The following is a 26,600-nucleotide window of genomic DNA, read 5'->3' on the forward strand; positions in this document are numbered from 1 at the left end:
CTCATTCCGCCGGTGTCCCGGCGGAGAACGGGGCGCCCGCCGAAGCGGCGGGCGCCCCGTTGCGCTGCCCCGGCCGGCCCCGTGCGGTCAGTCGGCGAGCCGTAGTTGCAGCCAGCACGAGAGCCGCACATCCGGGTGGCCGAGGTCGATCCCGAACAGCTCATGGGCGCGACGGAGGCGGTACTTGAGGGTGTTGGGGTGGACGGTCAGCCGCTGCGCGGCCTCCCCGACATTGCCGGCCGCGTCCAGCCAGGCCACCACCGACGCGGCGTACGCGGTACGGCGGGTGCGGTCGTGCGCGCGCATGGCCTCGATGCCCGGGTGGCGCAGACGGGGGTGGCGCTCCAGCGCGTCGGCGCAGTGCAGCAGCAGGACGCGGGCGTGCACATCGGTGAGCGCCGCGACCTCCGGCGCGTCCGCGTCCGCCGTCGTCACCCGCAGGATGTCGTCCACCTCGGCGCGCAGCGCGGGCAGTCCGGCGGGGTCGTCGGCGGGGCGGCTGACCGCGGTGCGCAGCGCCGTGTCCAGGGTGCGGCCGAGCGCTGCCACGGCCTGTCCGGCCAGCCGGCGGGCCTCGTCCGGGCCGGCCCCGGGCAGCAGGACGTAGACGGTACGGCCGACGGTGGCCACGGCCGCCTCACCGTGCACGGCGGACCAGTGACGGGCGGCCGCCGCACCCAGCCGGACCACCTCCGGTCCGGTCCGGTCGGGCCCGCCCGCAGCCGGCGCACACCCCAGCAGCGTCAGCCTCGGCCGCTCCGGCAGACCCAGCCGAAACCGGATCTCCTGCGCGCCGCCGTCACCGCACAGCGCCGCCCGCAGCGCCTCCTCGCGGGCCCGCAGACCGAGTTCGGCCGAGCTGCGGCGGCGCAGCATGTGCAGCGCGGCGAGCCGCGCGCCGTCCAGCAGCGCCCGGTCACCGGCCGCACCGGCCCCGGGGTCCCCCTCGATCGCCCAGATGGTGCCCAGCGGCAGCTCGCCCGCACGGATCGCGGCCGCGGCGCGCGGCAGTTCACCGGGGGCGAGCCGCGGCGGCCGGACGACGCCGGGCGCGGCGAGCACCTCGCGGTACTGGCGCTGCGGTGCGGGCTCGTCGGGCACCCGCCGGTCCAGGATGCCGCGGCGGCGCAGCTCGTCGATCCGCTGGCCCGGCACCGACGAATACGCCAGCACCCGGTGGTCGAGGTCCTCGATCGCCACCGAGCCACCGATCACCGCGGCCACGGCGTTGGCCAGCGCGAACAGCTCCTCGCTCGTCCCACCGAGGTCCGGCGGGTTCGGCGTATCCGACAGATCCACGGTCGGACCCTAGGCGATCGCGCCAACGACGGGGAAGCGGGTGGGACGCAGCATGGTGCGGAGCCGATCCCGGGCCGGGGCCGACGGGCCCGCCGAGCGCCCCGCACCCCCGGTACGACCCAGCAAGGAGCACCCCATGGCCCACAGGACCACCACCGCAGCGCCGGTCCACCCGTCCGGTGACGCCCTGCTCGGGCTGTTCCCGCCGGGCACCACGACCGCGCCGGACGGCGGGCTGCGCATCGGCGGATGCCCGGTGACCGAGCTCGCGGCACGCCACGGCACCCCCGCCCTGCTCATCGACGAGGGCGCCCTCCGGGACCGGGCCGGCCGCTACGCCGACGGGCTGGCCGCACGCCGGCCGGACTCGATGGTCGCCTTCGCCTCCAAGGCCTTCCCGTGCACCGCCGTCTACCGGCTGCTCGCCGAGGAAGGCCTCGGCGTCGATGTCGCCAGTGGTGGTGAACTGGCGCTCGCGCTCGCCGGGGGCACCGACCCGGCCAAGGTGATCGTGCACGGCAACGCCAAGACGGAGGAGTACCTCCGGGCCGCAGTCGAGGCCGGTGCCGGTCTGGTCGTCATCGACAACTTCGACGACATCGACCGGCTGGAACACCTCATGGCCCGCACCCACGGCGCCGGCGGCCGGACCCAGGGCGTCCTCGTACGGGTCACCCCCGACATCCGCCCCGACACCCATGAGGCGGTCTCCACCGGCCAGCGCGGCTCGAAGTTCGGGCTGCTGCCGCCGCAGGCACGGGAGGCGATCGCCCGGCTGCGCGGCAGCGCCCGGCTGCGCCTGGACGGACTGCATGTGCACATCGGCTCGCAGATCCTCGACACCGAGCCGTTCGTCCGGGCGGTCGCGGCGGTGGCGGAGCTCGGCCGGTTTCCCGTCTACGACCTCGGCGGCGGGCTGGGGGCCCGCTATACGTACGACGACCGGCCGCCGACGGTCGAGGCCTACCTGGACGCGCTGACCGCCGCGGCCGATGCGCTGCTGCCGGCCGGCGCCCGGCTGATCATCGAGCCCGGCCGGTCGATGGTGGCGGAGGCGGGGGTCTCGCTCTACCGCGTGGTGACGGTCAAGCGGGCCGGCGGCGAGACCATGGTCGCCGTGGACGGCGGGATGGGGGACAACCTCGAAGTGGCCCTGTACGGGCAGCGGTTCGAGGCGGCCGTCGCCACCCGGGTGCACGGGACTTCCGGAGGACCCGGCGAACTCTGCCGGGTCGTCGGCCCGCACTGCGAGTCCGGCGATGTGCTCAGCGCGGGCGTGCACCTCCAGGACCCGAGGCCCGGCGATCTGATCGCCGTCCCGGTCACCGGCGCCTACACCTACTCCCTGGCCAACAACTACAACGCGGCCTGCCGCCCACCGGTCGTCTTCTGCCGCGACGGCCGCTCCCGCCCCGTCGTACGGCGCGAGACCCACGCGGATCTGATGCGCCGTGACCTGCCCTGAGCGGCCACCGCCGTCCCCGCCCCGGTATGGCGGCCCCGGGCCGGGGGCCGGCACCCCTACGGGCACCGGCCCCCGGCCCCCGGCCCTCAGGGTGTCAGGAGACCCCGCCGGGCAGGCTGCCGCGGATCTCGCGGGCCGCAGCGACCAGGTTCTCCAGGGCGGCCCGTACCTCGGGCCAGCCGCGGGTCTTCAGACCGCAGTCCGGGTTGACCCACAGCCGCTCCGCCGGAATGGCGTCAAGTCCCTTGCGCAGAAGGGCCGTTGCCTCGGCCACGTCCGGGACGCGCGGCGAGTGGATGTCATAGACACCGGGCCCCACCTCGCGCGGATAGCCGGCCGTGGCGAGCTCCGAGGCGACCTGCATATGGGAGCGGGCCGCCTCCAGACTGATGACATCGGCGTCGAGGTGCTCGATGGCCCGGAGGATGTCCCCGAACTCCGCGTAGCACATATGGGTGTGGATCTGGGTGTCAGGCCGGACCCCGCCGGTGGTGAGCCGGAAGGCCTCGGTGGCCCAGGCCAGGTACTCCGCGTGGCCGGCGGCGCGCAGCGGCAGCGTCTCGCGCAGCGCCGGCTCGTCGACCTGGATGACCGAAGTGCCCGCCGCCTCCAGGTCGTTCACCTCGTCGCGCAGGGCGAGCGCCACCTGGCGGGCGGTGTCGCCCAGCGGCTGGTCGTCGCGGACGAAGGACCAGGCGAGCATGGTGACCGGGCCGGTGAGCATGCCCTTGACCGGCCGCTCGGTGAGCGACTGGGCATAGCGGGTCCAGCGCACGGTCATCGGTCCGGGGCGGGAGATGTCCCCGGCCAGGATCGGCGGCCGGACATAGCGGGTGCCGTAGGACTGCACCCAGCCGTGCTGGGTGGCGAGATAGCCGGTCAGCTGCTCGGCGAAGTACTGCACCATGTCGTTGCGTTCCGGCTCACCGTGCACCAGCACATCGATACCGGCCTTCTCCTGGAAGGCGAGGACCTCGCGGATCTCCGCCGAGATCCGCTCCTTGTACCCTTCGGCGTCGAGCCGCCCGGCCCGCAGCTCGGCGCGGGCGGTGCGCAGTTCGGCGGTCTGCGGGAACGAACCGATGGTGGTGGTCGGCAGCAGCGGCAGCCCGAGGTGCGCGCGCTGGGCGGCGGCACGTTCGGCGTACGGCTGGGAACGGCGGCCGTCGGCGTCGGTGACGGCCGCGGCGCGGGAGCGCACCGCCGGGTCATGGGTGAGCGCCGAGCCTGCCCGGGAGGACAGGTCCGCGCGGTTGGCGGCGAGTTCGGCCGCGATGGTGTCGGTGCCCCGCGCCAGCCCGCGCGCCAGCGTCACGATCTCCGTGGTCTTCTGCCGGGCGAAGGCGAGCCAGCGGGCGATCTGCGGGTCGATGTCCCGCTCGGCGCCGGTGTCCAGCGGGACGTGCAGCAGTGAGCAGGAGGACGACACATCGACCCGCCCGGCCAGGCCCAGGAGCGTGCCCAGGGTGGCCAGCGACTTCTCGTAGTGGTTGATCCACACATTGCGGCCGTTGACGACGCCGGCGATCAGCCGCTTGCCGGGCAGCCCGCCGACCGCAGCGAGAACCTTGAGGTTGCCGGCCGCGGCTCCGGTGAAGTCCAGCGCCAGGCCCTCGACGGGCGCCTTGGCCAGCACCGGCAGCGCCTCGCCCAGCCGGTCGAAGTACGAGGCGACCAGCAGCTGCGGGCGGTCGGTGAGTGTGCCGAGGTCGCGGTAGGCGCGGGCCGCCGCGTTGAGCACGGCGGGGGAGCGGTCCTGCACCAGCGCCGGCTCGTCCAGCTGCACCCAGTCGGCGCCGGCCGCCCGCAGATCGGCGAGCACCTCGGCGTAGACGGGCAGCAGCCGGTCGAGCAGCGTCAGCGGATCGAAGCCGGCCGCGACGCCGGGCGCGGGCTTGGCCAGCAGGAGGTAGGTGACCGGCCCGACGAGGACCGGGCGCGCGGCGAGGCCCAGGCCGAGCGCCTCCGTCAGCTGGCCGACCTGCTGGGCGGAGTCCGCGGCGAAGACCGTGTCCGGCCCCAACTCCGGTACGAGATAGTGGTAGTTGGTGTCGAACCACTTGGTCATTTCCAGCGGCGTCACGTCCTGGGTGCCGCGGGCCATCGCGAAGTAGCCGTCCAGGGGGTCGGCGGCCACCGCGGCGCGGTGCCGGGCCGGGATCGCGCCGACCATCACGCTGGTGTCCAGGACGTGGTCGTAGTACGAGAAGTCGCCGGTCGGCACCTCGTGGACGCCGGCCCCGGCGAGCTGCTGCCAGTTGTCGCGGCGCAGCCCGGCGGCGGTGGTGCGGAGGGCGTCGGCGCCGACCCGGCCCTTCCAGTAGCCCTCGATGGCCTTCTTCAGTTCACGGTTCGGCCCCTGACGGGGGTAGCCGTGCACGGTCGCTCGTGCTGCCGCGGCTGCGGACCTGCTGGTCACGGAACTCTCCTTCGCGAGTGTGTCTCCATGGACCCCGGGAGGGTCGAGGACGCGAAGGGACGGCAAACCTGGCGGGCCCCGGCGCTCTGCCGCCGGCCGTGCCCGCCCGATGTGTCCGCCGACCCGCCCTCGAGGTCACCGAGATCACCCCGCACACCGGTGGCGCGGGGGCACTGGCAGGTCTTCGGACTCGCGGGCACGTCCGCCGAAGGCGGACATCTACTGGCCGTCGCTTCCCAGACCCGGCCGGGCCCAGTGCGTATGACGGCGGTCGTTCCCACTCACCGCTGCGGGGCAGTCCCGGATTTCCACCGGGTTCCCTCTTGCGACGCGCCTGCCTGGCGGGCAGGGCGAACCAGTTGCACCGGCCACCCTAGGCGCTGGCGCCCGGATCGGACACCGGGGCCGGGGCTCCCGCGGGTGACATGGGCCACCGCCGGGACGCCGCGCGGCCCCGCCCGCGGCGCCGTCGCTTGCCCTGGAGTGCGCTCCAGCTCCTAGCGTGGGCGCACGATCTGCAGCTGTCGCTGAGCGAAGGGAACACCGTGCGCTACACACTGTTCGGCAGGACCGGTCTGCGGGTGAGCGAGCTGAGTCTGGGCGCCATGACCATCGGCGACGACTGGGGCTGGGGCGCCCCCAAGGACACCAGCGGCCGGATCCTGGACGCCTACGCGGAGGCGGGCGGCAACTTCATCGACACCGCCAACAACTACACCGGCGGCACCTCCGAGCGAATCCTCGGTGAGCTGCTCGAAGGCCGCCGGGACCGCTTCGTCCTGGCCAGCAAGTACACCTGCGCGACCCGCAAGGGGGAGGTGAACGCGGCGGGCAACCACCGCAAGAACCTGGTCCGGTCGGTGGAGGCGAGCCTGGACCGGCTGCGCACCGACCACCTCGATGTGCTGTGGGTGCACGCACGGGACAACTTCACTCCCGTGGAGGAGGTGATGCGGGCACTCGACGACGTGGTGCGCTCGGGAAAGGTGCTCTACATCGGCGTCTCCGACTGGCCCGCCTGGGAGATCGCGCAGGCCAACACCCTTGCCGAGCTGCGCGGCTGGACCGCCTTCGCGGGCTCGCAGCTGCGCTACAACCTGCTGGAGCGGACGCCGGAGCGCGAACTGCTGCCGCAGGCCCGCGCCTTCGATCTGGCCGTGCTGGCCTGGGCGCCGCTCGCGGCCGGCAAGCTCACCGGAAAGTACCGCCGCGGCGAGACGGGCCGGCTGGACACCGTCGACGCGGGCACCGTGCGGGACCACAACGAGGAGGAGACCGTCACCGCGGTGCTGGAGATCGCCGAGCAGGGCGGCTGGAGCCCCGCGCAGGTGGCCCTGGCGTGGCTGCGCAGCCGGCCCGGCAACATCATCCCGATCATCGCTGCCACCAAGGAGAGCCAGCTCCTCGACAACCTCGGCGCCGTCGGCATCACGCTGGACGCCGACGCGCTGGCCCGGCTCGACCGGACCAGCGCGGTGCCACTGGGCTTCCCCCACGACTTCCTGCGGGAGCCGGGCATCATCGAGAACGTCTACGGCGACCGCTGGGCCGAGATCGACGACCGGCGCTCCACCTACCGCCGTACGGCGAGCGAGATCCGCTGACCGGACGCCGCGCCACGGGCGCCCGCCGCCTGCCGGGTTCGCCCGGTACGCCGAACGCCGCCACCCCTGGGGGCCGGGCGGCGGCGTTCGGTGGTCTCTTGGCTGCTGGTCATCCGCAGCCGCGGGCCCCGCGGAGGGGCGCCCGCCGGGTCAGTGCGTCAGCGCGCTGCGCTGCTTCCACTGCTCCCAGCTCTCCTGCCAGACCTCCAGGCCGTTGCCGACGTCGGTCTTGTTGGTGTTGCTGGTGTTCTTGACCTCGACGGTGGAGCCGATCGTCAGGAAGTCGTAGGCCCTCTTGGCGTCCGAGGTCGTCATGCCGAAGCAGCCGTGGCTGTTGTTCTCCACACCGATGGACTTGTTCCACGGGGCGGAGTGCAGGAAGGTCCCGGACGCGGTGAGGTGGGTGACCCACTTGGAGTCCAGGCTCCACTCGTCGCCATGGCCGATGGTGGAGGAGTCCATCGTCTCGGCCGCGTTCTTGCTGCGCACGGTGTGCACGCCGCCGCGGGTCGGGTCCTGCGGGGAACCGGCGGAGCCGCGGATGCTGCCGACGCTCTTGCCGTTCTCGTACATGGTCATCGTGTGCGAGGGGACATCGATGACGGCCTTGTGGTCGGCGCCGATGTTGAAGGAGAAGTCGTAGTCCCGGGCGAACCAGCCGCCGTCACCGGAGTTGATGCCGGACAGTGCGCCCTTCACGGAGACCTTGGTGCCGGACGGCCAGTAGTCCTTGGGCCGCCAGTCGATGCGGTCCTTGCCGGAGTAGTCCTTGACCCAGCCCCAGGAGCCCTCGACCTTCGGCTGGGTGGTGACCTTCAGCGCCTTCTCTATCTCGGCCTGCCGGTCCTTGGCTATCGGGTTGTCGAAGAGGATCGAGACCGGCATGCCGGTGCCCACGGTCTGCCCGCCGGACGGGGTGTTGGTGAGCTTGTTGACCTTGCCGGCCTTCTCCGTGGTGAACTTCGAGGTTTCCGAGGACTCCTTGCCCCCGTCGGACTTGGCCTTCGTCCGCACGGTGTACGTGGTCTCCGGCATGACCTTGCCGTCCGAGTTCCATGACGCGCCGTCACCGGAGAGCCGTCCGGAGACCTTGCCGCCCTTGTTGTTCTCGACCTCGACCGAGGTGAGCTTGCCGCCCTCGGCCCGTACGGATATTTCCGAGCCGAGCTTGGCCGGGGCGTTCCCGGCGGCCGGCGTGACGGTTACTTTGGCAGCGGGCTGGTCGGCCTTCGATGCGTCGCCACCGGGCCCGCACGCGGTCAGCAGCGCGGCTGCCGCGGTCAGGGCGGGTAGCAACCGGGCGGAGTGGCGACGTGGTCCGGCGTGCACGGGGATCCCTCCAAAGCAGAACAACTGTCAGTGGCGGGGCCCGGCCCCGTGAGGGGGTCGCCGTCAGGGGCCGCCAATGCACCCGCCGCATAAGCAGAGGGTCTGTCCGCTGAAGTGGTTGTCCCGTGCATGGGTTGAATAGGACACAGTTCGATATCGGGGCGTGAAAAAGCGGCGGGCGGCCCTCCCGGCCGCCCGCCGCATGCACCTGCTGCCGCCCTCGTCAGGTGGACGGCGGTGAGCCGCCGCCCGGGGACCCGCCCTGGGCCGACTGATTGCCGGTGGAGTGGTCGCCGGTCGTGTTGCCGGCGGTGGTCCCGGCGGTGTTGTCGCCGGTGGCGGTCCCGGTGGTGTTCTCACCGGTCGAGGTCCCGGTGGTGTTCTCGCCGGTGGCGGTCCCGGTGGTCTCGCCGGTCGTTCCGCCGTCCGGCGAGGTGTCACCACCGGTGGGGGACGTGTCGGTCCCGCCGCCGGGGGACCCCGTCCCGCCGGTCTCCGACGGCGAGGTGTCGGTGCCCCCGGTGGGCTGTTCGGTGGACCCGGGGCTGGTCTCGCCGGGCGACTGGCCCGGCGGGGGCTGGGACGAGGCGGGCCCGCTGGGGGTCTCGGCCGGCGGGCTCGTCGGACGGTCCTCGCCGCCGGTGGTGCCCTCGGGCCGCTTGAACCACTTGCCCGTCTTCGGGTTGCGCAGGGTGAATTCCTTGATCTTGGCCTTCGAGGGCCTGACGACGACCGCGTTCGAGGACTGGTAGCCGGGCCACTTGGTGCCGACCGTCTTCACGTCTCCCTTGAGCGCCGTCGGCGGCGTCAGCGGGTTACCGCACTTGCAGCGCACCCGTGGCACCCCGTACGAGTCGACCATGACCGCGGTGCCGGCCTGCAGGACCGACTGGAAGGTGGTGGCCTTGCCGTCCTTGAAACCGTGGTTGGTGACCCGGGTGTCATAGGCCAGCTGAACGGGCGTCAGCGACCGCAGATAGGACGGGACGTCGCCCGGTTGCTTGCCCAGGACCCCGGCGAACGCCCGGTTCTTCGCGGGCGCCTCCATCAGATAGGTGATCTGCTTCTCGACATCACAGCTCGCGCTGTTCTGGGTGCCGCCGTAGAGACCGGGCGTCGCACCCGAGAACTCGCTGTTCCCTCTGCCGGACGGCTTTCTGGGCGTGGCGGACGCGGTCGGGGAGGAGTCGTTGGCCGACGACTTGGTGACCGGGTCCTGGCCGGTGGAGGCGGCCGGTTCGGCGAACACCTCGCTGGTGCCGCCCCCCGGACGGGTGAGGACGACGATGAGGATCACGGCCACGACCACGACGGCCGCGATGATCGCGACCCGCGGCGCGGACCGCCACCAGGGCCCGCCGGCTCCGGCACCCCCGCCGGCGCGACCGCCCCCACCGCCGCCGCCCCCGCCGCCTCCGCCGCCTTCGCCGGGACCGCCCGGCGGAGGGCGGTAGCCCGGCGCGGTGGGCTCCTCCGGCTGCGCCTGCCCCGGCCACGAGCCCACCTGTGTCGGCTCGTGCCCGGGGCTGGACGGCGTACCGGAGAGCGGGCCCGACGGCGGTCCTGTCGGGTGACTGTCAGGCGGCGGGGGAGATGTCACGGGTGCCTCTTCCGGCGCGTGTGGGCCATCCGGCGATGCGAATTTTGCCCGTTTTGTCTAGGTCAAGGACATTGTGTGTCCGGGAGCGGCGCCGTCCGCAAGCGGGGCGGCACGTCGGTGCTTACGGTGGTGCGTGCATGCCGTCCCTGCGCCAGATGCACGGAATTGCGTGTTCCGCGGGAGGGGAGAGCAGCTTCCGTCACCCGCCGGGGCAGGAGTCCATCCCGGGCGGACCGTGGGTACCGCGGTCCCGCGACCGGCAGAAGAGAGGTTGAGCCAGATGCGAGGCCCCGCGTCAGCCGGTTCCCCGGGTCCGGTGCGCGCTCATGGCGCACCGCCCGCCGTCCGGGCCTGGGTCCAGGCCCTCGGCGCGGCGCTGGCGGGCCTCGTCACCATGATCGTGGTCGCCGCCCTCGGCCTGTGGGCGGCGGGCGCGGCAGACCTCCCCGGCGGGGCGTTCCCGTCCGTGGTCGCGGCCACCGTGGTCGTCGCGGCCGGCGGCTCGGTAGGGGTGGCCGGCGACGCGGGGGTCATCGCGGAGGCCGATGCCGCCCTGGACGTCGTACCGCTGTCGGTCACGCTCGCCGGAGCGCTGGTGCTCGCCGTCGTCTTCCTGCTGCCGCTGCGCCACCGGGCGGTGGCCGGCACCCCGGAGCTGCTCGGCCGGATCGCCCGCACGGCGGTGTGCTGGCTGGTGCTTCTGCTGCTGATCGCGCTCGCCGCCCGGCACAGCTTCCGGATCTCCGTGGGCAACGACCTCGCCGACCAGCTCGGCGCCGAACTGGGCACCACCCCCACCGTGGGCTTCCGCGCCGATGTGCCCGCCACGCTCGGCGTCGGGCTGCTGTGGGTGCTGGCGGTGCTCGTGCTGACCTTCCTCGTCTCCCGCCGGGCCCCGCTGTCGCCCCGGCTGCTGCACTTCCAGGAATTCGTACGGCCACCCGCGTTCGCGATGCTGCTGACGCTGCTCGTCTACGCCGTGATCGGGCTGATCGCCGGCATCGTCGAGCTCATCACCAACAACCACCCGTCCCAGACCCTCGCCGTCATCTTCCTCGGGCTGCCGAACCTGGCCTGGATGGCGCTGGGCATCGGCACCGGCGGCGCCTGGGTGGGACACATCGACAAGGCCCTGGGGCTGCCCCTGCCGCACCTCCTCGACCAGGTGCTCCGCACCCACGGGCAGCGGACCCTCGACCTCGGCGCGCTCGCCGAGCACGACCGCCGGGCCTGGCTGCTGGTGGTGGTGGCGGCCGTGGTGCTGCTCGCCGCCGCCTTCACCGCGGCGGTCCGCTCCCCGGCCCGGCTGCCGGCCTGGCGGCACGCCGTCGAGATGGCCGTGGCGCTGGCGGTCACCCTGTTCGTCGTCGGACTGCTCACCCGGATCTCCGCCCACTACGGGCTCTCCGTGATCGGCGTCGGCGACCTCGGCGGCGACCTGGGCGGCGAGGTCACCCTGGAACCGCAGCTGCTCCGGCTGGTGGGGGCGGGCCTCGTGTGGGGGCTGGTCTTCGGCTTCCTCGGCAGCCTGCTGGCGCGGGGCGTACGGCATCCGGGTGAGGTACGGGAGCCGCGCGAGGCGGGGAAGCCCTGAGCGCCTGCCCGTCCTACCCCGCGCGGCCCGGGAACATCGGGGTCGCCCAGCGCGGCGGTGGCGGGGGCGCCGCGCTGCGCCGGCCGCCCTGGTCCGCCTGGGCGTCGACCTGCGTCCTGGGGTGCGCCTGGGGGGTGCCGGCCGCCACCCGGGGGGCCGTGGCCCGTCCCGCCGCGCGCAGTGCCGCGACGAAACCCCGGCAGGTCTCGTAGCGGTTCTCGGGGGCCTTGGCCAGGGACTGCTCGAACACCGCGTCGACGGCCTCCGGCAGATCCGGCCGCAGCTCCGTCATGGCCGGCGGCGGATCGTACTGATGCGCCCACAGCAGCGCCATGTCGTCATCGCGGCGGAACGGCGGCGCCCCCGTCAGCATCTCGAACAGGACGCAGGCCAGGCTGTAGACATCGCAGCGGCCGTCCACCGGGCGGCCGGAGATCTGCTCGGGCGCCACATAGTCCAGCGTGCCGACGAACTGGCCGACGCTGGTGAACCCGGTCAGCGACAGGGACTTCTTCGTCAGGCCGAAGTCGGTGAGGTAGGCGTGCTCGGGGCGGTCGCTGTCGGTGCCGGCGGCGATCAGGATGTTGCCCGGTTTGACGTCCCGGTGCACCAGGTCGTGCGCATGGGCGGCGTCCAGCGCGGAGGCCACCTGGAGGGCGATCCGGCAGGCGGTCTCCAGCGGCAGCGGTCCCTCGCGGTCGAGCAGGGCCCGCAGATCCCGCCCCCGGACGTACATCATCGCGATGAAGAGCACGCCTTCGGTCTCCCCGGCCTCGAAGACCGGCACGATGTGCGGGTGGTCGATCGCCGCGGCGACCCGCGACTCATGGGCGAAGCGCTGCCGGAAGGTGTCGTTCCGGGCGAGCTCGGGCGCCAGCAGCTTCACCGCCACGGTGCGGCCGAGCCGCAGGTCCTCCGCGCGGTAGACCACCGCCATCCCGCCCCGGCCGATCTCCTCCTGCAGCAGATACTCGGCGATCCGCCGCCCGCGCAGCCCGGAGGAGTCGGGAGCGGTGGAGCGCTCATGAGGCCGGCCCGGCCCTCCGTTCACCGGATCTCACCCACGGGGTTCGGCGGAGGGGGCGGCGGCTCGCCGGGGTGGAGCGCGCGGGTCCGGTCGGGGTCCGGGGGCGGTGCCGACGGCCCGTCCGGGGGGCCCGACGCCGTGGGATCCGGGGCCGGGGGGCCCGGCTCCCGTCCGGGGGCTCCGGCGCCCGAGGAAGCCGGCGGATCCGCCGCCGGTCCCGGCTCGTCCGGTGCCTCCGGGCCCGCTCCGGCCCCTTCCCGCTCCCCGGACCGCGATGAGGGCCCCGCCGTCACCGCGTACGTCTGCAGCGACACCCCGTCGCAGTAGCACCAGCGCTCGTGCCGTGCGTCGTAGAGCCAGACCGCGTCGCCGTCCACGACGACTCCCAGCCGGGTGCCGCGGGTGCGCCGGGCGAAGGACTCGCCGTCCAGCTGCCCGGCGGCCAGCTCCTCGATCAGCTTGCGGTACCGGATCAGTTCGCCCTCCGCGGCGCCCAGCAGCGGACGGGGGTCCGCGGTCCGGGCGCCGGGCTGCGCGGCGGCCGGCGGTTCGCGCGGCACGGCCAGCAGCAGCCGGCCGTCGACCCACGCCGACCAGCCGTTGGAGCACAGCGCCCGTGCCCAGTCGCCGCGGCGGTCGATGATCTGGACCGGCAGCAGGGGGTCGAGCGGTGCGGACGGCCGGGTGGTGTCGGGGGCCGACCAGGTCGCCATACCCTCCGGGGGGACGACATGGCTGGGGAGGAATTCCGGCGAGGTCACAGGCGGCTCCACGGCGCTACTTGCGCATGATCTCGGGCTCGTGCCGCCGCAGCAGCTTGACGACCACGAATCCGAGCAGCAGGGAGAGCACGAGCATCATGCCCATGTTCAGCAGCCAGGTCCCGGGTTTGTGCTGGAACAGCGGGTCCGCGGTCCCCTGCGGCATGATGTGGTGCAGATCGATGGTGCCCGCCATGGCCCCGAGCCCCCACCGCGACGGCACCAGCCATGCCAGCTGCTCCAGCACCAGCACACCGTTCAGTTTGAGCAGCGCACCGCAGAACACGACCTGGATGATCGCGAGCAGGACCAGCAGCGGCATGGTGACCTCTTCCTTCCGCACCAGCGCGGAAACGAACAGGCCGAGCATCATGGCGGTGAACGCCAACAGCGCCACAGCAAGCGTGATTTCGATCAGCGGTGGCATCAACACCCCTTTGCCGCCCGGCGCGTTCAGCTTGACGCCGATCAGCGCCACCAGGGTCAGCACCACGGCCTGGACGACCGTGATCAGGCCCAGCACCAGCACCTTGGACATCAGATACGCCGAGCGGGACAGGCCGACGGCTCTCTCCCGCTGATAGATGGTCCGCTCCTTGACCAGCTCCCGTACCGCGTTGGCGGCGCCGGTCAGCACCGCACCGACGCACAGGATCAGCAGCGCGTTGACCGCCGAGTCCTGGGTGAGTGCGGACCCGGCCAGGGCGTGCGCCATCGCGCCCATCACGAACGGCAGCGCGACCATGATGATCAGGAAGGTCCGGTCGGCGGTCAGCGCCGCCGCATAGCGCCGGACCAGGGTGTGCAGCTGTTTGCCCCAGCTCTGTGCCTTCGGCGCGGCCACCGGGCCCGCCGGGGCCTCGGGGGCGTGCGGCGGCTGATGGGAGTCCGCGGCGACATAGCGCCGGTGCTGGGGCGAGGCACGGAACTGACCTGCCCAGTCACGCTCCTTGTCGTTCTCGAAGGCCTCGAACGCCTCCGGCCACTGCTCGTACCCGAAGTAGGCCAGTGCCTCCCCCGGCGGCCCGTAGTAGGCGATGGTGCCGCCCGGTGCCAGGACCAGCAGCCGGTCGCAGACGTCCAGGCTCAGCACGCTGTGGGTGACGACGATGACCGTACGGCCGTCGTCCGCCAGACCGCGCAGCATGTGCATCACGGAGCGGTCCATCCCGGGGTCGAGGCCGGAGGTCGGCTCGTCGAGGAAGAGCAGCGACGGTTTGGTCAGCAGCTCCAGGGCCACGCTCACGCGCTTGCGCTGGCCGCCCGAGAGGCTGTGGATCGGCTGGTTCACCCGCTGGTCGAGGCCCAGTTCATGGATCACCTCGTCGACCCGCGCCTGCCGCTCGGCCTTCGCGGTGTCCTCGGGGAAGCGCAGCTCCGCGGCGTAGCCGAGGGCCCGGCGCACGGTCAGCTGCAGATGCAGGATGTCGTCCTGCGGGACGAGTCCGATGCGCTGGCGCAGCTCGGCGTAGTCGCGGTAAAGGTCACGGCCGTCGTAGAGCACTGTGCCGTCGTCCGCGGGGCGCAGTCCGGTCAGCGCGTTCAGCAGCGTCGACTTGCCCGCACCGCTCGGTCCGACCACGGCGAGCAGTGTCTTCTCGCCCACCGGGAAGGACACCTGCTCCATCAGCGTCTTCCGGCCGTTGTCGACCCGTACGGCCAGGTCCTGTACGTCCAGCGAGATCTCACCGGTATCGATGAACTCCTGGAGTTCGTCGCCGACCAGGGCGAACGCGGAGTGGCCGATGCCGACGATATCGCCGGGGATCATCGGGGCCCGGCCCACCGGCTGGCCGTTGAGGTAGGTGCCGTTGTGGCTGCCCAGGTCGACGATCTCGAAGCCCTCGGCGCCGGCGCGCAGCTCCGCGTGCCGGCGGGAGACCGAGAGGTCGTCGACGACCAGGTCGTTCTCGGGGGCGCGGCCGATCCGGGTGGTCCGGGCGGCCGGCAGCGGCCGTACGGAGCTGGGTTGGCGGAAGGTGTGCGTGCCGGCCGGATGCGAGACGGCGGAGGGCCGCTCGGTGCGGGTCGGCGGTGCCGGCGGGGTGGGCGGTTCCGGAGCGGCAGGCGGCGCCGGCGGTGGTGACACCCTGGAGAGCACCGCACACGGACCGTCCGCGGGGTTGCCGAACCGGATCACACTGCCCGGCCCGATACCGGTCTCCTGGACCCGCCGTCCGTCGGCGAAGGTGCCGTTGGTGCTGCCCTCGTCCTCCACCGTCCAGTGGCCCGACTTGGTGCGCAGCACCGCGTGATGCCAGGAAACCCGGGCGTCGTGCAGCACGAGTTCACATGCGGGGTCCCGCCCGACGTGGTAGACGCGGCTGGGGCTCATCACCTGGGTGCTGCCGTCGGACTCGATGACGAGTTCCGGCGCGGTGGGCGCATCCTGCCGCTCAGCCATACCAAAATGCTACGGCCGCGAGCCGGGCTCCGCCTGTCGGCGCGGCAGCGCCCGCGGCACACAAAGTCCCCTTCTCAAAACGGCATTTCGGGTCATGATCACCCTTTATACGAGCGAATACGACCGGTTACTCGCGAGAAACGGCACAGGTCAACTAGGGTGAACGCTCCGATTGGTCCCACCTGCAAATTCCATGGAAATGCCGGAATTTGCTGCACTGGTCGAAAGAAGTCCTGTGGAACCCAGGACGCACAGTGCAGTGCAGGGCTACGTGGTGTCGGTAACACCGCTGAACGTCGGCTTTGTAAGACCCAGCCGGTCCGTCCGTCCTCCGGGACACGACGGGCCGGTCCCTTCTTATTCACCTACCTCCCGAAGGCAAGGCAGAGATGGCACGAGTCTCCCGACACGACCCCGAGCAGTTCTCCCGGCAGCGGGCTCACCCCGTCGACGAGGTACTCCCCGTCGGCAAACTCACCCTCTACGGTTTCCAGCACGTCCTCGCGTTCTACGCGGGAGCGGTGATCGTCCCGATCGTCCTCGGGAACGCCCTGGGTCTCTCCCGCGAGGAGCTCGTCTATCTGATCAACGCGGACCTGCTGACCTGCGGTGTCGCCTCGATCATCCAGGCTCTCGGCGTCTGGAAGATCGGCGCCAGGCTGCCGCTGGTCCAGGGTGTCACCTTCACCGCGGTCTCCCCGATGATCGCCATCGGGCTGGGCGCGGGCGGCGGCACCGCCGGGCTGCTCGTCGTCTACGGCGCGGTGATCACCGCGGGCATAGCGACCTTCCTCTTCGCGCCCTTCTTCAGCAAGCTGGTGAAGTACTTCCCGCCGATCGTCATCGGCACGATCCTCACCGTCATCGGCCTCACCCTGATCCCGCAGGGCCTCAAGGACGCGGCCGGCGGTGCGCAATTGATCGGACACCCCGGATACGGCGATCCCAAGAACCTCGCCTACGCGCTGGGCACCCTGCTCTTCATCCTGCTCGTCGTCCGGCTCGGGAAGCCGATCCTGAGCAGCCTCGCCGTCCTGCTCGGCCTGGTCGCCGGTACCGCCGTCGCCTGGCTCCTCGGCGATGTGGACTTCGGCGGGGTCAAGACTGCCGACTGGTTCGGCGTCAGCACGCCCTTTCACTACGGAATGCCGAAGTTCGAGCTGTTCCCGATCATCGCCATGGTCGTCGTCATGCTGATCACCATGGTGGAGACCACCGGAGACGTGTACGCCATCGGGGAGATCACCCGTAAAAAGGTCGACAACGCCACCGTCGCCAATGCGCTGCGCGCCGATGGTGTCGCCACCGTCCTCGGCGGTGTTTTCAACTCCTTCCCCTACGTGGCCTTTGCCGAGAACATCGGCCTGGTGCGGATGTCGAAGGTCATGAGCCGGTTCGTGGTGGTCGCGGCCGGCGGCTTCATGATTGTGATGGGGTTGCTGCCGAAGGCGGGCAGTGTGGTGGCCGCCATTCCGCATCCGGTGCTCGGCGGTGCCGCGATCGCGATGTTCGGCATGGTCGCCGCGGTCGGTATCCAGATCCTCGGCAAGGTGGATCTGCGCGAGGAGCGCAACGCCCTGATCCTCGCGGTCAGCCTCGCCGCGGCACTCCTTCCCAACGCGGTCGAGCCGTTCTTCGCGCGGATGCCGGAGGACGTCCGGGCGGTCCTCAACAGCGGGATCACGCTGGGCAGCCTGACTGCCGTTCTGCTGAACCTCTTCTTCAACGTCTTCACGCGCCGTAAGACGATGGAGATCGACTGGGACGAGATCGAGGGCGACGACGAACAGGCGGACGCGCACGAGCCGTTCGGCGCGCACGGTCCGGCGGAGCCGTACGCCCCGCAGGCGCACCACCGGCCGGGCCCGCCCAACCCTCCGGGCCCGCACCACCCGCAGGGCGGGCCGGACTGGGGGATACCCGGCCACTGAGTCCGTCAACGGCCGCGGGGGGGGAGGGAACCGGTTGTCCGGTTCCCTCCCCGCCCGCTTTTGCCGGTGCCCGCACCGGCCCGCGTCAGTGGGTGGGCACGGTGTTGAACGGCGGCACCTCGCCCGCATCCCCGATCAGTTCCCAGAAGTGGTCGACCAGCCGGCGCAGATACGCCGAGCGCTCGGCCGCGACCTCCTTGAGCCGGGAGTCGTCGTTCCGCGCGACCACATGCCCCATGTAGCGCTCGGAGAACTCCGCGAACTCCGCATGCATCGTGCGCAGCGCGTCCCCCACCCGCGTCTTGCTCAACGTGGTGATCTTGGTGACCGGCCCGACATGCGTCTTCCAGCGCCCGTCGATGGCCGCCCGCAGATGCCCGGCCAGCTCCTCGTCCCGGCCCATCACCCCGATCAGCTTCCGCAGCGACAGCCCCAGCGCCTCCACCAGCGCCTTGGTCTGCCGGTAGTCGCCGCTCCACTGCTGTGCCGACTCGGCCGCCCAGTACAGGGCCGGGTCCATGCCGATCAGCTGTGACAGTCGCTCCACGCTGAGCTGGCGGGCCATCCGGTGCTCGGCCAGGGTCCGCGGCTCGACGCCCATCAGCGCCGTCGGCGGGCACCACAGGACATCGGCCAGGACGAACAGCTGCGGCTCGGTCGGCATCTGGGAGCCGTACTCCCAGGCCTCGACCAGCTCGGGGCGGACCGGTGTGCCGCACGCCGTCATGGCCTGGGCGACCTGAGCCGTACTCAGGCCCACCCGGGCCCGCGCGGATCTGGCCTCGGCGGGGGAGAAGGGAGTGCTGTACACGTACGGGGCACCTCGCTGCACCCGGCGAACGAGGGGTGCTTGGGGGGAGACGACATGGAGGAACATCCAGGAGCGGGCAGATTAACAGATGGTCGATAGGTACGAATCTCCAGTTCCCCTTGGACTCGAAGGCGGGAGAGGCCGCACGGTCGGGCCGCTGGGAGTTGTGCGCTATCTGTCCGATTTCACACCTCAACTCGCTTACTGGGTATAGCCGATGCCTCGGTACTTACCGGGCAGTAGCCATGCGTCGAGACCGTGCGGACGGCGGGACGTAATGAGAGCGTTACGCAGAAGCAGGTGTGGTGTCACAGTCTCCGTCGAGGCTGATGTTGTCGACGGGCCCCGCCGCGCGGGGCCGGCCGACGGCACCACCGACATCCGGTCCTCCCCCCACGATCCGATCAGGATGGGACCCCACATATGCGATCAGTGCTGGAACGCGCCCATGCGTTCCAAGGCTTGGAGCCTGCCTTAGCAGCAGTGCGCCCGCGCGCCCGCGTCCGTACCGCGCAGAGACGGACCCGAAGAGCGACCGCGACCCGCGCACGCGTCATGCATCTGACATTCAGCTAGAGGTCCGGACCGCTGCCGCCGATGCGGCGGTCCGGGCCCGCTTTCGCATGCCTCCTTGCACGAAAGGACATCCCCAGGTGCTCACTTCGCACCGCAACACCTCCCAGGGCTCACCCACGGCCCTGCTCGACGCCGTGGACCACTCCGTCCCCACCGCCCCGGCCGACGACCCCCGAAGCGGCGGGCATGTGCTGGTGGTCGGCGCTCCGGGACCGCGCCGGGAGCGGCTCACCCGGACCCTGCGCGCCACCGGCCACGAGGTCAGCCACGCCCCGCCCGGCGACGTCGACCGGCGGATGGCGCAGGCGCAGCCGGACGCCATCGTCGCCCTCGACGACCGGGGCGCACCCGGCGCCCACGACGACCGCGGCCCCGACGTGATCCGTGAGGTCCGCACCGCACCCGCCGGGCGGGCGCTGCCGCTGCTCATGGTCACCGACGGCCCGGGGCCCTCCGGAGTGGCGGACATGCTGCGCCGCGGCGCCGACGACTGCATTCCGGAGGCCTCCGACCCGGTCGAGCTGTCCGCCCGTATCGAGGCCAAGCTCCGGCGGGTACCCGTACCGGTCGAGAACCTGCCGCGCGACCCGCGCACCGGCCTGTACTCCCACGCGCACTTCCTGGACGAGCTCGACCGCGAGCTGCAGCGCCCCGAGGCCGCCCGGAACGGCGGGGTGCTCGCCGTGGTCCGGGTGGCCGAGATGGCCGCCCTGGAGGCCCGGCTCGGACAGCGAATACGCCGCGAGGTCGCCGAGCGGCTGGCGGGCGTCGCCGAGCGGCTCGGCAGCTTCTGCGACCGGCTCGGCTGGGACGACGACGGCCATCTGCTGATGCTGCTGCCCGGTGTCGACGAGGAGACGGCCCGCCGCGGGCTGGAGAAGTTCGCCGCGACCGTCGCCGGTACCCGGTTCATCGTCGCCGACGAGAACGTCCGCCTCACCCCGGCCATCGGCTGGCTGCCCCTGGCCGGCTGCGCGGACGGCGACCGGGCCACCGGCCAGGCCCGGGACGCGGTCCAAGAGGCGCTGCGCCACCGGGATCTGCGCCCGGTCCGGTACGCGCCCTGGATGCGCGGCACACCGCACCGCCACCGGCGCCCGTCGTTGAGCGCGCTGATCCGGCCCGCCCTTTCGGCGCTCTCCCCGGTGCTGGCGCTGCTGCTCGGCGTCGCGGTGCCGTTCGTGCTCTACCTGCAGACGTACGCGCTGGGCTGGGACCTCGGCTCCGCCATGTACTGGGTGGTGGTGGCCGGGCTGGTGCTGTCCGCGCTGCTGATCGTCCTGGAGTGCCTCTTCTCCCTCGACGCGGCCGCCCGGCCCGAGTCACCCGGTGCGCCGTACCCGCCGGCCAGTGCCGTCATCGCCGCGTATCTGCCCAATGAGGCCGCGACCATCGTCGAGACCGTCGAGTCGTTCCTCCGCCTCGACTACCCCGGCGAGCTGGAGATCCTGCTCGCCTACAACACACCGCATCCGCTGCCCGTCGAGGACACCCTCCGCGAGATCGCGGCCCGGGACCCCCGGCTGGTGCTGCTGCCGGTCGCGGGCAGCACTTCCAAGGCGCAGAACATCAATGCCGCGGTCACCCGGGTCCGCGGTGAGTTCGTCGGTATCTTCGACGCCGACCACCACCCGGCCCGCACCGCGTTCCGGGACGCCTGGCACTGGCTGTCCAACGGCCATGACGTCGTCCAGGGGCACTGCGTGATCCGCAACGGCGAGAGCTCCCGGGTCGCCGAGCTGGTGGCGGTGGAGTTCGAGGCGATCTACGCGGTCAGCCACCCGGGCCGCACCCGGCTGTACGGCTTCGGCGTGTTCGGCGGCTCGAACGGATTCTGGCGTACGGATCTGCTCGCCCGTACCCGGATGCACGGCTCGATGCTGACCGAGGACATCGACTCGACGCTGCGCGCCCTGGGCGAGGGCGCCCGGTTCGCCGTCGACCGCACCCTCATCTCCCGTGAACTGGCGCCCACCACCCTGAAGGCGCTGTGGAACCAGCGCTCCCGCTGGGCGCAGGGCTGGCTCCAGGTCTCGCTCAAGCATCTGTGGCGGAGCCTGCGCTCCCCGGTGTTCACGGCCCGTCAGAAACTGGGGCTCTTCGTCCTGTTGGGCTGGCGGGAGGTGCAGCCGTGGCTGACGCTGCAGATCCTGCCCATCCTGCTGTACTCGGCCTGGAAGGCCGGCGGGCTGCAGCGGCTCGACTGGGCGGTGCCGGTGTGCGTACTGGCCGTGCTGTTCACCATGGCGGCCGGCCCGGTGCAGGCGCTGTTCGCCTGGCGGATGGCGGTCCCCGAACTCCGTTCCCGTGGCCGGTGGTTCTGGTCCTATCTGCTCGTCTCGACCTTCTTCTACAGCCACTTCAAGAACATGGTGGCCCGACAGGCCCATCTGAAGGAGGCGTTGGGGGACCGGCAGTGGCGGGTCACCCCGCGGGCCGCCGCCGCGAAGGCGGTGGCCCGTCGATGAGCAGCACGGACACCGCTCCGGCCCGGGGCCGGGCCAGTGCCATCGACGGCTTCCGTGGGCTCGCCGCGCTCAGCACCGTCGCCTTCCACGTCTGGCAGCAGTACTTCCGCTATGACGCGCAGGGCAGTCATCCGCCGGTCGACAACCCGGTCCTCGGCGCCGCCTTCTCCCTCGAAGTCATCGACCTGTTCTTCGTGCTGTCCGCGTATCTGCTGACGCTGTCGTACGCCCGGGCCGCCCTCGACGGGCGCTCGACCCGGCCGGCCCGGGTGTTCCTCTTCCGGCGGGCGATCCGGATCCTGCCGCTGTACTTCCTGGCGGTGCTGGTCGTCTGGGCGAGCCGCAACCCCACCCTGCCGGGCAACTGGCGGGACCTGGTCGAGCACCTCACCTTCACCCATGTCTTCGACCAGCAGCGGATCTTCTACACCCTGGGCCCCACCTGGTCGCTGTCGCTGGAGGTGCTCTTCTACCTCGTGCTGGTGGCGCTCGGGCCGCTGGCGGTCCGCGCCTGCCGTCCGCTGCGCCGGCGCCGTACCCGGGTGGCGGTGTGCGCGGCGGGATGTCTGTTCCTGTACGCCGCGCCGCTCGCCTGGATCGCCGTCGCCCACTACCGGTTCGGGGTGCCGCACACCGACTGGGTGGTGTACTTCGGCCCGCAGGCCCGCTTCGGCGGCTTCGCGGCCGGCATGGGGCTGGCCGTGCTGACGGCCGCCCTGGGGGACCGAGGCCGCCTCGGCCCGCGCACCGCACTGCCGTTGGCGGGGCTGGCGCTGGCCGGACTGTTCGCGCTCTCCCTGGACTCCGCGCCGGAGAACTTCACCTTCACCTTCTACCACCCGATCGCCTCGGCCCTGTGGGTGGTGCTGATCTTCAGCACCCTCCACGTACGTCAACAGACCTTCTGGCAGGGCCTGTTGACGGCCCGCTGGCTGACCGCCGTCGGACTGGTCAGCTACAGCCTCTTCATCTGGCACGAGCCGGTCATGCTCCAGCTCCACAACGCCGGCCTGCTGCCCTCCGGCCAGTCGGGCTTCCCGCTGGCCCTGCTGATCGTGTTCCTGGTGGCGGTGCCCGTGGCGGCGGCGAGCTACTGGCTCATCGAGTATCCGGCGAGCCTGCTCGGCCGGCTCAAGGACCACCGCGGCCGGCCACGGGAGTTCTACCCGGAGCCGGCCACCCGCTGACGGCGGTCGGCAGGCCCTTCGTCCTCGCCGGAGATCAGCGCCCCGTGCGCCGGTCTCCGGCGAAGATCTTGTCGAGGTGGTAGTCCAGGGTGCGGCGCACATCGTCCAGCGTGCGGCGGTCGTGGAGCACATCGCCGCCCAGCCCCACCGCACCGGCGACCAGCAGATCGGCCTCGCGCCACGGGTCGAGACCGGGCGCGGTCCGCCCGTCGGCCTGTGCGGCGGCGATCAGATCCGCCACCAGCCGCTCCAGCGGCTGTTCGGCGGGCAGAAAGACCTCGGCGAGGGCCGGGTCCGTCAGGCTGCGGGCGTAGTACGCGGCGAACACCCGTAGTGCGGTGGCCCGTTGGGCGTCCACCGGCAGGAATTCCTCCAGCACCGCCCGCAGCAGACCCCGGGGCTCCGCGGTATCGAACCGGATACGGGAGCGGGCGATGCGCTCGTTCTCCGCGTGCAGCAGTTGCAGCGCGTCGACCAGCAGCCGGTGCTTGCTCTCGAAGTGGTACTGGACCGAGCGCAGCGAGACCCCGGCCTCGGCCGCGACCTCCCGCAGGCTCGCCGCGTGCAGCCCCCGCTCGGCGGCGATCCGCCAGAGCGCCTCGGCGATCCGCAGCCGCTTGCCCGACGGGTCACCCACCGCCGGCCGCCCGGCCGCCGGGACCGGTGTCTGCTTGCGCCGCCGGTAGGCCCTGGCCTGACAGCTGCGGGAGCAGTAGAGCGCCGGCCGGCCCCGCCCCGCCGGGGGGAGGGCCGTGCGGCACATCCGGCACACGGGTCCTCCCGCCCGCCCTGTTTCCGCACGCACAATTCCCCTTTCCAAGCCCTAAATTGTGTGACGTAAATCGAATTCCTCAGTAATCAGGCCGCTAATAGCGACTTTCCGAATGATACGTTCGTAACGTCCCCGGGGAACAGGGGGCTTATCGACAGAACGTGGGGGACCGATGAAGTACGACATCCTGCAGATCGCCGGCGCCGTCATGATGGTGCTTTTCGCGCAGGGCGCGATCCGGCTGCTCTTCGACCACACCGACACCGGATTTCTCGGCTGGCTCGACGGTGGCTTCGCCCTCACGCTGGCCGTGCATCTGGCGCTGGTCGCCGTGGGCGTGCTGCTGACGGGCTGGTCCCACACCCGGGCGAAGGCGCTCGGCCGGCGGAGCTGACACCGGTTTCAGAACGCGGAGTTGGTGAACCAGCGCGTCAGCAGCTCCTCGTCGCCCGTGGTCTCGACGGTGTCCGCACCGCGGTCCAGGCGCCCGTACACGAGCAGCAGCAGATCCGCTGCGGTTCCCCGGACGCCGGCGTCGGCGGATTCGGCCGCCGCGTCCCCGGTCCGCGGCTCGGCCACGAAACCGTCGGGCCGCAGACGGACCAGCCAGTCGCCGTCCGTGTCGGTGCAGCGGAAGCGGAGCGTCTCGTCCTTGCCGCGCAGCCGGGCCACGTGGGGCGCGAAGGACGTGGCGAACGGCAGATTGGCCAGGAACTCGTCCACCCCGTCCGTCGCGAGGGCAGGGTCGATCACCGGGCGCCGGCCGACCGCGCGTTCCGCGTCCGTGCGGTGCACCAGCGTCTCGAACAGCATCCGCCGCATCCAGAACCGGGCGTGCTGATCGACGCCCCACGCCCACATCGGGGCATCCGGGTCGGTGGCGGCGAACGCGTCCGCCGCCTCCGCGGCACTCGCCGACAGCCAGTCGGCCCAGCCGTCCTCCGCCGTCGGCAGGTCCAGCTCCACCTCCCGGCTCCGCGGCGGCTCCTGGACCAGCCGACGCAGCAGGACGGAGAACAGGCGCTGCACGCTCCCGGTGTGCCGGACCAGATCGCGGAGTGTCCATTCCGGGCAGCCGGGGACGGGGGCCGACAGGTCCGCGCCGTCCAGCGCCGCCACGAAGGCGGCGGTTTCGGTCGCGACGGCGGCGCGGTGCACGGCGGGACCGACGGCCGCCCGGCCCGCGGGGTGCGAGGAGTTCATGGACGGTGGTTCCCGATCTCTCCGGCCCGGCGTCCGGACCGGCCGGGCATCTGTGCGCAGCCTGTCACAGCCGGCGGGCGGGGGAGCCGGGGCACCCCACCCGTGTCTCCGGGCACCGGCCGTGGTGTGCCGGCCGTCGCGGGTCAGCTGACGTGGCGGGTCGGCCGACGTGGTGGATCAGCCGACGTGGACCCGGGGGCGCCGGGCCGGGACGGGCTCGGCGCGGCGCAGGACCTCCCGGGTGACCGGCGCGACCTCACCGTCGCCGAAGACCAGGAAGCGCAGCAGATGGCTGAGCGGATGGCCCTCGGTCCAGTTGAAGTAGGCGTGCGGGACCTGGCCGGTGTGCTCGCGCAGCTCCATCAGGACGGCGGCGATGGTGTTCGCCACGCCGGCGCCCTCCACCCGCAGGATCTGCGCCCCGTACCGCTCCTCGCCCTGGACGTGCAGATCCGTGGTGAAGTCCGAGGAGTCCCTGACGGTGACCTCCAGGAACAACACCGGCCGGCCGTCGGGTATATGGGTCTCCTCGCGCTGGCTGTACTCCTTCTCCCGGTACTCCGCCTCGTCCCGCTCATCGGGCTCGTTGGCGATGACCCGCAGCGGCCCGGCCGCCAGCGCGGCGTCGATCAGCCGCCGCGCGGGCTCGTCGAACTCGACCTTCACGGCGCGCAGTTCGAAGGCCCGGTGGACCCGTGAGGCGAACGAGGTCAGCAGGATGCCGAGGATGAACAGCAGGGCGATCTTCAGGCCGTCCGGCCGCTCGATGACATTGGTGATCAGGGTGTAGCCGAAGACGAGGGTGATGGCGCCGAAGCCGACGGCGGCCGCCCGGTGGCGGCGGTGCCGGGCGGCGACGGTGGAGGCGAAGGACGCCGAGAGCATCAGCACCAGCACACCGGTCGCATACGCACCGCTCTGCTCATCGACGCTGGCGTTGAAGAGGACGGTGATGCCGAAGGCGATGGCCAGGAAGATCAGCACCAGCGGGCGCACCGCACGGGCCCACTCCGGGGCCATGCCGTAGCGCGGCAGATACCGCGGTACGAGATTGAGCAGTCCCGCCATCGCCGAGGCACCGGCGAACCAGAGGATGGCGATGGTGGAGAGGTCGTAGACGGTGCCGAAGGCCTCGCCGAGGTACTGGTGCGCCAGGTAGGCCAGCGCACGCCCGTTGGCCGAGCCGCCGCTCTCGAACTCGTGCTGCGGAATGAGCAGGGTGGTGGCCAGGCTCGACAGCAGCAGGAAGCCGCTCATGACCAGCGCCGCGGTGGTCAGCAGCCGGCGGGTGCCGCGGATCCGGCCGGCCGGGTGCGCAGCGGTGTCCGCGGCATCGCCCCGCACCTGCGGCATGACGGCGACACCCGTCTCGAAGCCGGACATGCCCAGCGCCAGCTTGGGGAAGACCAGCAGCGCCACACCGACGATCGCCAGCGGTGAGGAGTGCCCGGCGGTCATCGCCCCCCACCAGTCGCCGACCACCACCGGGTGCGTCAGTACCTGCCAGGCCGAGGTGGCCAGGACGACGATGTTCAGCGCCAGGTAGGTCCCGACGAGTCCGACGGCTATGCCGATCGCCTCGCGGAATCCCTTGAGGAACACCGCGCCCAGGGCGGCCAGCAGCACCAAGGTGATCCACAGGTTGGCGCCGTGCAGCAGGGGCGGGGCGAACGGGTTCTCCACGACGTGCGCCGAGGCATCGGCGGCCGACAGCGTCATCGTGATGATGAAGTCCGTGGCGGCGAAGCCCAACAGCACCAGGACCAGCAGCTTCCCCGCCCACCAGGGCAGCAGCCGCTCCAGCATGGCGATCGAACCCTCGCCGTTCGGGCTCTCCTTGGCGACCCTGCGGTACACGGGCAGCGCGCCGAGCAGAGTGAGGGCGACCAGTACGAGGGTGGCGAACGGCGAGAGCAGCCCGGCCGCCAGCGCGGCGATGCCCGGCTGGTAGCCCAGGGTCGAGAAGTAGTCGACGCCGGTGAGGCACATGACCCGCCACCAGGAGTGCCCCTTGTGCTCGGCCGGCGGGGTGCCGTGCGGACCGGGGTGGCGGGCGGCCTTGCTGCTGAGCCCGTCCAGGAGCCAGACGCGCCACCGTCGGGCGGTGGTGGTGGGGGGTGGGGGGTCAGCCTGGACACTGGTCATGCGGG

18 protein-coding genes and 1 riboswitch are annotated in these 26,600 nt (G+C 72.0%); of the genes, 7 read left to right on the forward strand and 11 right to left on the reverse strand.

Annotation, left to right across the window (positions count from 1 at the left end; genetic code table 11):
- Window positions 1–87: 87 nt before the first annotated feature.
- A complete protein-coding gene (locus NUT86_RS31735; RefSeq protein ID WP_159485486.1) occupies window positions 88–1,299 on the reverse strand; it encodes a PucR family transcriptional regulator in 1,212 nt (403 codons plus the stop codon).
- Between the two features lie 136 nt (window positions 1,300–1,435).
- Here NUT86_RS31735 and lysA point away from each other — a divergent pair, with 136 nt between their 5' ends.
- A complete protein-coding gene (gene lysA / locus NUT86_RS31740; RefSeq protein WP_274738712.1) occupies window positions 1,436–2,764 on the forward strand; it encodes a diaminopimelate decarboxylase in 1,329 nt (442 codons plus the stop codon).
- Between the two features lie 94 nt (window positions 2,765–2,858).
- Here lysA and metE read toward each other — a convergent pair whose 3' ends face one another.
- Window positions 2,859–5,183, reverse strand: coding sequence for a 5-methyltetrahydropteroyltriglutamate--homocysteine S-methyltransferase (gene metE, locus NUT86_RS31745; RefSeq protein WP_274738713.1), 2,325 nt, complete (start codon window positions 5,181–5,183; stop codon window positions 2,859–2,861).
- A gap of 172 nt (window positions 5,184–5,355) precedes the next feature.
- Window positions 5,356–5,543, reverse strand: a riboswitch (cobalamin riboswitch).
- Between the two features lie 185 nt (window positions 5,544–5,728).
- On the opposite strand from metE, the gene NUT86_RS31750 reads away from it, so the two are divergent.
- Window positions 5,729–6,787 carry an aldo/keto reductase gene (locus NUT86_RS31750; protein WP_266443438.1) on the forward strand — a complete coding sequence of 353 codons (1,059 nt, stop codon included), beginning with the start codon at window positions 5,729–5,731 and terminating at the stop codon, window positions 6,785–6,787.
- 150 nt (window positions 6,788–6,937) lie between these two features.
- Here the strand turns inward: NUT86_RS31750 and NUT86_RS31755 are convergent, their stop codons facing one another.
- The gene (locus NUT86_RS31755; protein WP_274738715.1) at window positions 6,938–8,116 is read right to left on the reverse strand and encodes a L,D-transpeptidase family protein; all 1,179 of its coding nucleotides are present in this window, start codon (window positions 8,114–8,116) and stop codon (window positions 6,938–6,940) included.
- A 223-nt stretch (window positions 8,117–8,339) separates the two neighbouring features.
- Window positions 8,340–9,620, reverse strand: a complete 1,281-nt coding sequence (locus tag NUT86_RS31760) for a DUF6777 domain-containing protein (protein WP_274738717.1) — start codon at window positions 9,618–9,620, stop codon at window positions 8,340–8,342.
- Between the two features lie 376 nt (window positions 9,621–9,996).
- On the opposite strand from NUT86_RS31760, the gene NUT86_RS31765 reads away from it, so the two are divergent.
- Entirely contained in the window at window positions 9,997–11,310 is a 1,314-nt protein-coding gene (locus NUT86_RS31765; protein WP_446750792.1) for a streptophobe family protein, read from the forward strand.
- 13 nt (window positions 11,311–11,323) lie between these two features.
- On the opposite strand, the gene NUT86_RS31770 is transcribed toward NUT86_RS31765, so the two are convergent.
- The 3 genes from NUT86_RS31770 to NUT86_RS31780 are packed head-to-tail and all read right to left on the reverse strand — an operon-like array spanning window position 11,324 to window position 15,502.
- Entirely contained in the window at window positions 11,324–12,361 is a 1,038-nt protein-coding gene (locus tag NUT86_RS31770) for a serine/threonine-protein kinase (protein ID WP_093648570.1), read from the reverse strand.
- Window positions 12,358–13,098 (reverse strand): hypothetical protein, encoded by a 741-nt coding sequence (locus NUT86_RS31775; RefSeq protein ID WP_018089014.1) that lies wholly within the window; start codon window positions 13,096–13,098, stop codon window positions 12,358–12,360. The genes NUT86_RS31770 and NUT86_RS31775 overlap by 4 nt, the downstream gene beginning before the upstream one ends.
- Before the next feature lie 16 nt (window positions 13,099–13,114).
- Window positions 13,115–15,502, reverse strand: a complete 2,388-nt coding sequence (locus NUT86_RS31780; protein ID WP_266443429.1) for an ABC transporter ATP-binding protein/permease — start codon at window positions 15,500–15,502, stop codon at window positions 13,115–13,117.
- Window positions 15,503–15,891: 389 nt separating this feature from the next.
- Here NUT86_RS31780 and NUT86_RS31785 point away from each other — a divergent pair, with 389 nt between their 5' ends.
- A complete protein-coding gene (locus NUT86_RS31785) occupies window positions 15,892–17,433 on the forward strand; it encodes a nucleobase:cation symporter-2 family protein (protein WP_274738720.1) in 1,542 nt (513 codons plus the stop codon).
- Window positions 17,434–17,518: 85 nt separating this feature from the next.
- Here NUT86_RS31785 and NUT86_RS31790 read toward each other — a convergent pair whose 3' ends face one another.
- Window positions 17,519–18,244, reverse strand: a complete 726-nt coding sequence (locus NUT86_RS31790) for a transcriptional regulator (protein ID WP_229838419.1) — start codon at window positions 18,242–18,244, stop codon at window positions 17,519–17,521.
- A 653-nt stretch (window positions 18,245–18,897) separates the two neighbouring features.
- Here NUT86_RS31790 and NUT86_RS31795 point away from each other — a divergent pair.
- Window positions 18,898–21,288 (forward strand): glycosyltransferase, encoded by a 2,391-nt coding sequence (locus NUT86_RS31795; RefSeq protein ID WP_018089018.1) that lies wholly within the window; start codon window positions 18,898–18,900, stop codon window positions 21,286–21,288.
- Entirely contained in the window at window positions 21,285–22,475 is a 1,191-nt protein-coding gene (locus NUT86_RS31800; protein WP_202466282.1) for an acyltransferase family protein, read from the forward strand. The genes NUT86_RS31795 and NUT86_RS31800 overlap by 4 nt, the downstream gene beginning before the upstream one ends.
- Before the next feature lie 34 nt (window positions 22,476–22,509).
- Here the strand turns inward: NUT86_RS31800 and NUT86_RS31805 are convergent, their stop codons facing one another.
- A complete protein-coding gene (locus NUT86_RS31805) occupies window positions 22,510–23,238 on the reverse strand; it encodes a TetR/AcrR family transcriptional regulator (RefSeq protein ID WP_018089020.1) in 729 nt (242 codons plus the stop codon).
- A 181-nt stretch (window positions 23,239–23,419) separates the two neighbouring features.
- On the opposite strand from NUT86_RS31805, the gene NUT86_RS31810 reads away from it, so the two are divergent.
- The gene (locus NUT86_RS31810; RefSeq protein WP_093648584.1) at window positions 23,420–23,641 is read left to right on the forward strand and encodes a hypothetical protein; all 222 of its coding nucleotides are present in this window, start codon (window positions 23,420–23,422) and stop codon (window positions 23,639–23,641) included.
- Window positions 23,642–23,649: 8 nt separating this feature from the next.
- Here the strand turns inward: NUT86_RS31810 and NUT86_RS31815 are convergent, their stop codons facing one another.
- Together NUT86_RS31815 and NUT86_RS31820 are read right to left on the reverse strand one after the other, a co-directional pair.
- Window positions 23,650–24,450 carry a maleylpyruvate isomerase family mycothiol-dependent enzyme gene (locus tag NUT86_RS31815; RefSeq protein WP_274738721.1) on the reverse strand — a complete coding sequence of 267 codons (801 nt, stop codon included), beginning with the start codon at window positions 24,448–24,450 and terminating at the stop codon, window positions 23,650–23,652.
- 177 nt (window positions 24,451–24,627) lie between these two features.
- Window positions 24,628–26,595, reverse strand: a complete 1,968-nt coding sequence (locus NUT86_RS31820) for a hypothetical protein (protein ID WP_018089023.1) — start codon at window positions 26,593–26,595, stop codon at window positions 24,628–24,630.
- Window positions 26,596–26,600 lie beyond the last annotated feature (5 nt).

The organism is Streptomyces sp. G7(2002), assembly GCF_028870195.1.
Taxonomy (GTDB): domain Bacteria; phylum Actinomycetota; class Actinomycetes; order Streptomycetales; family Streptomycetaceae; genus Streptomyces; species Streptomyces nigrescens.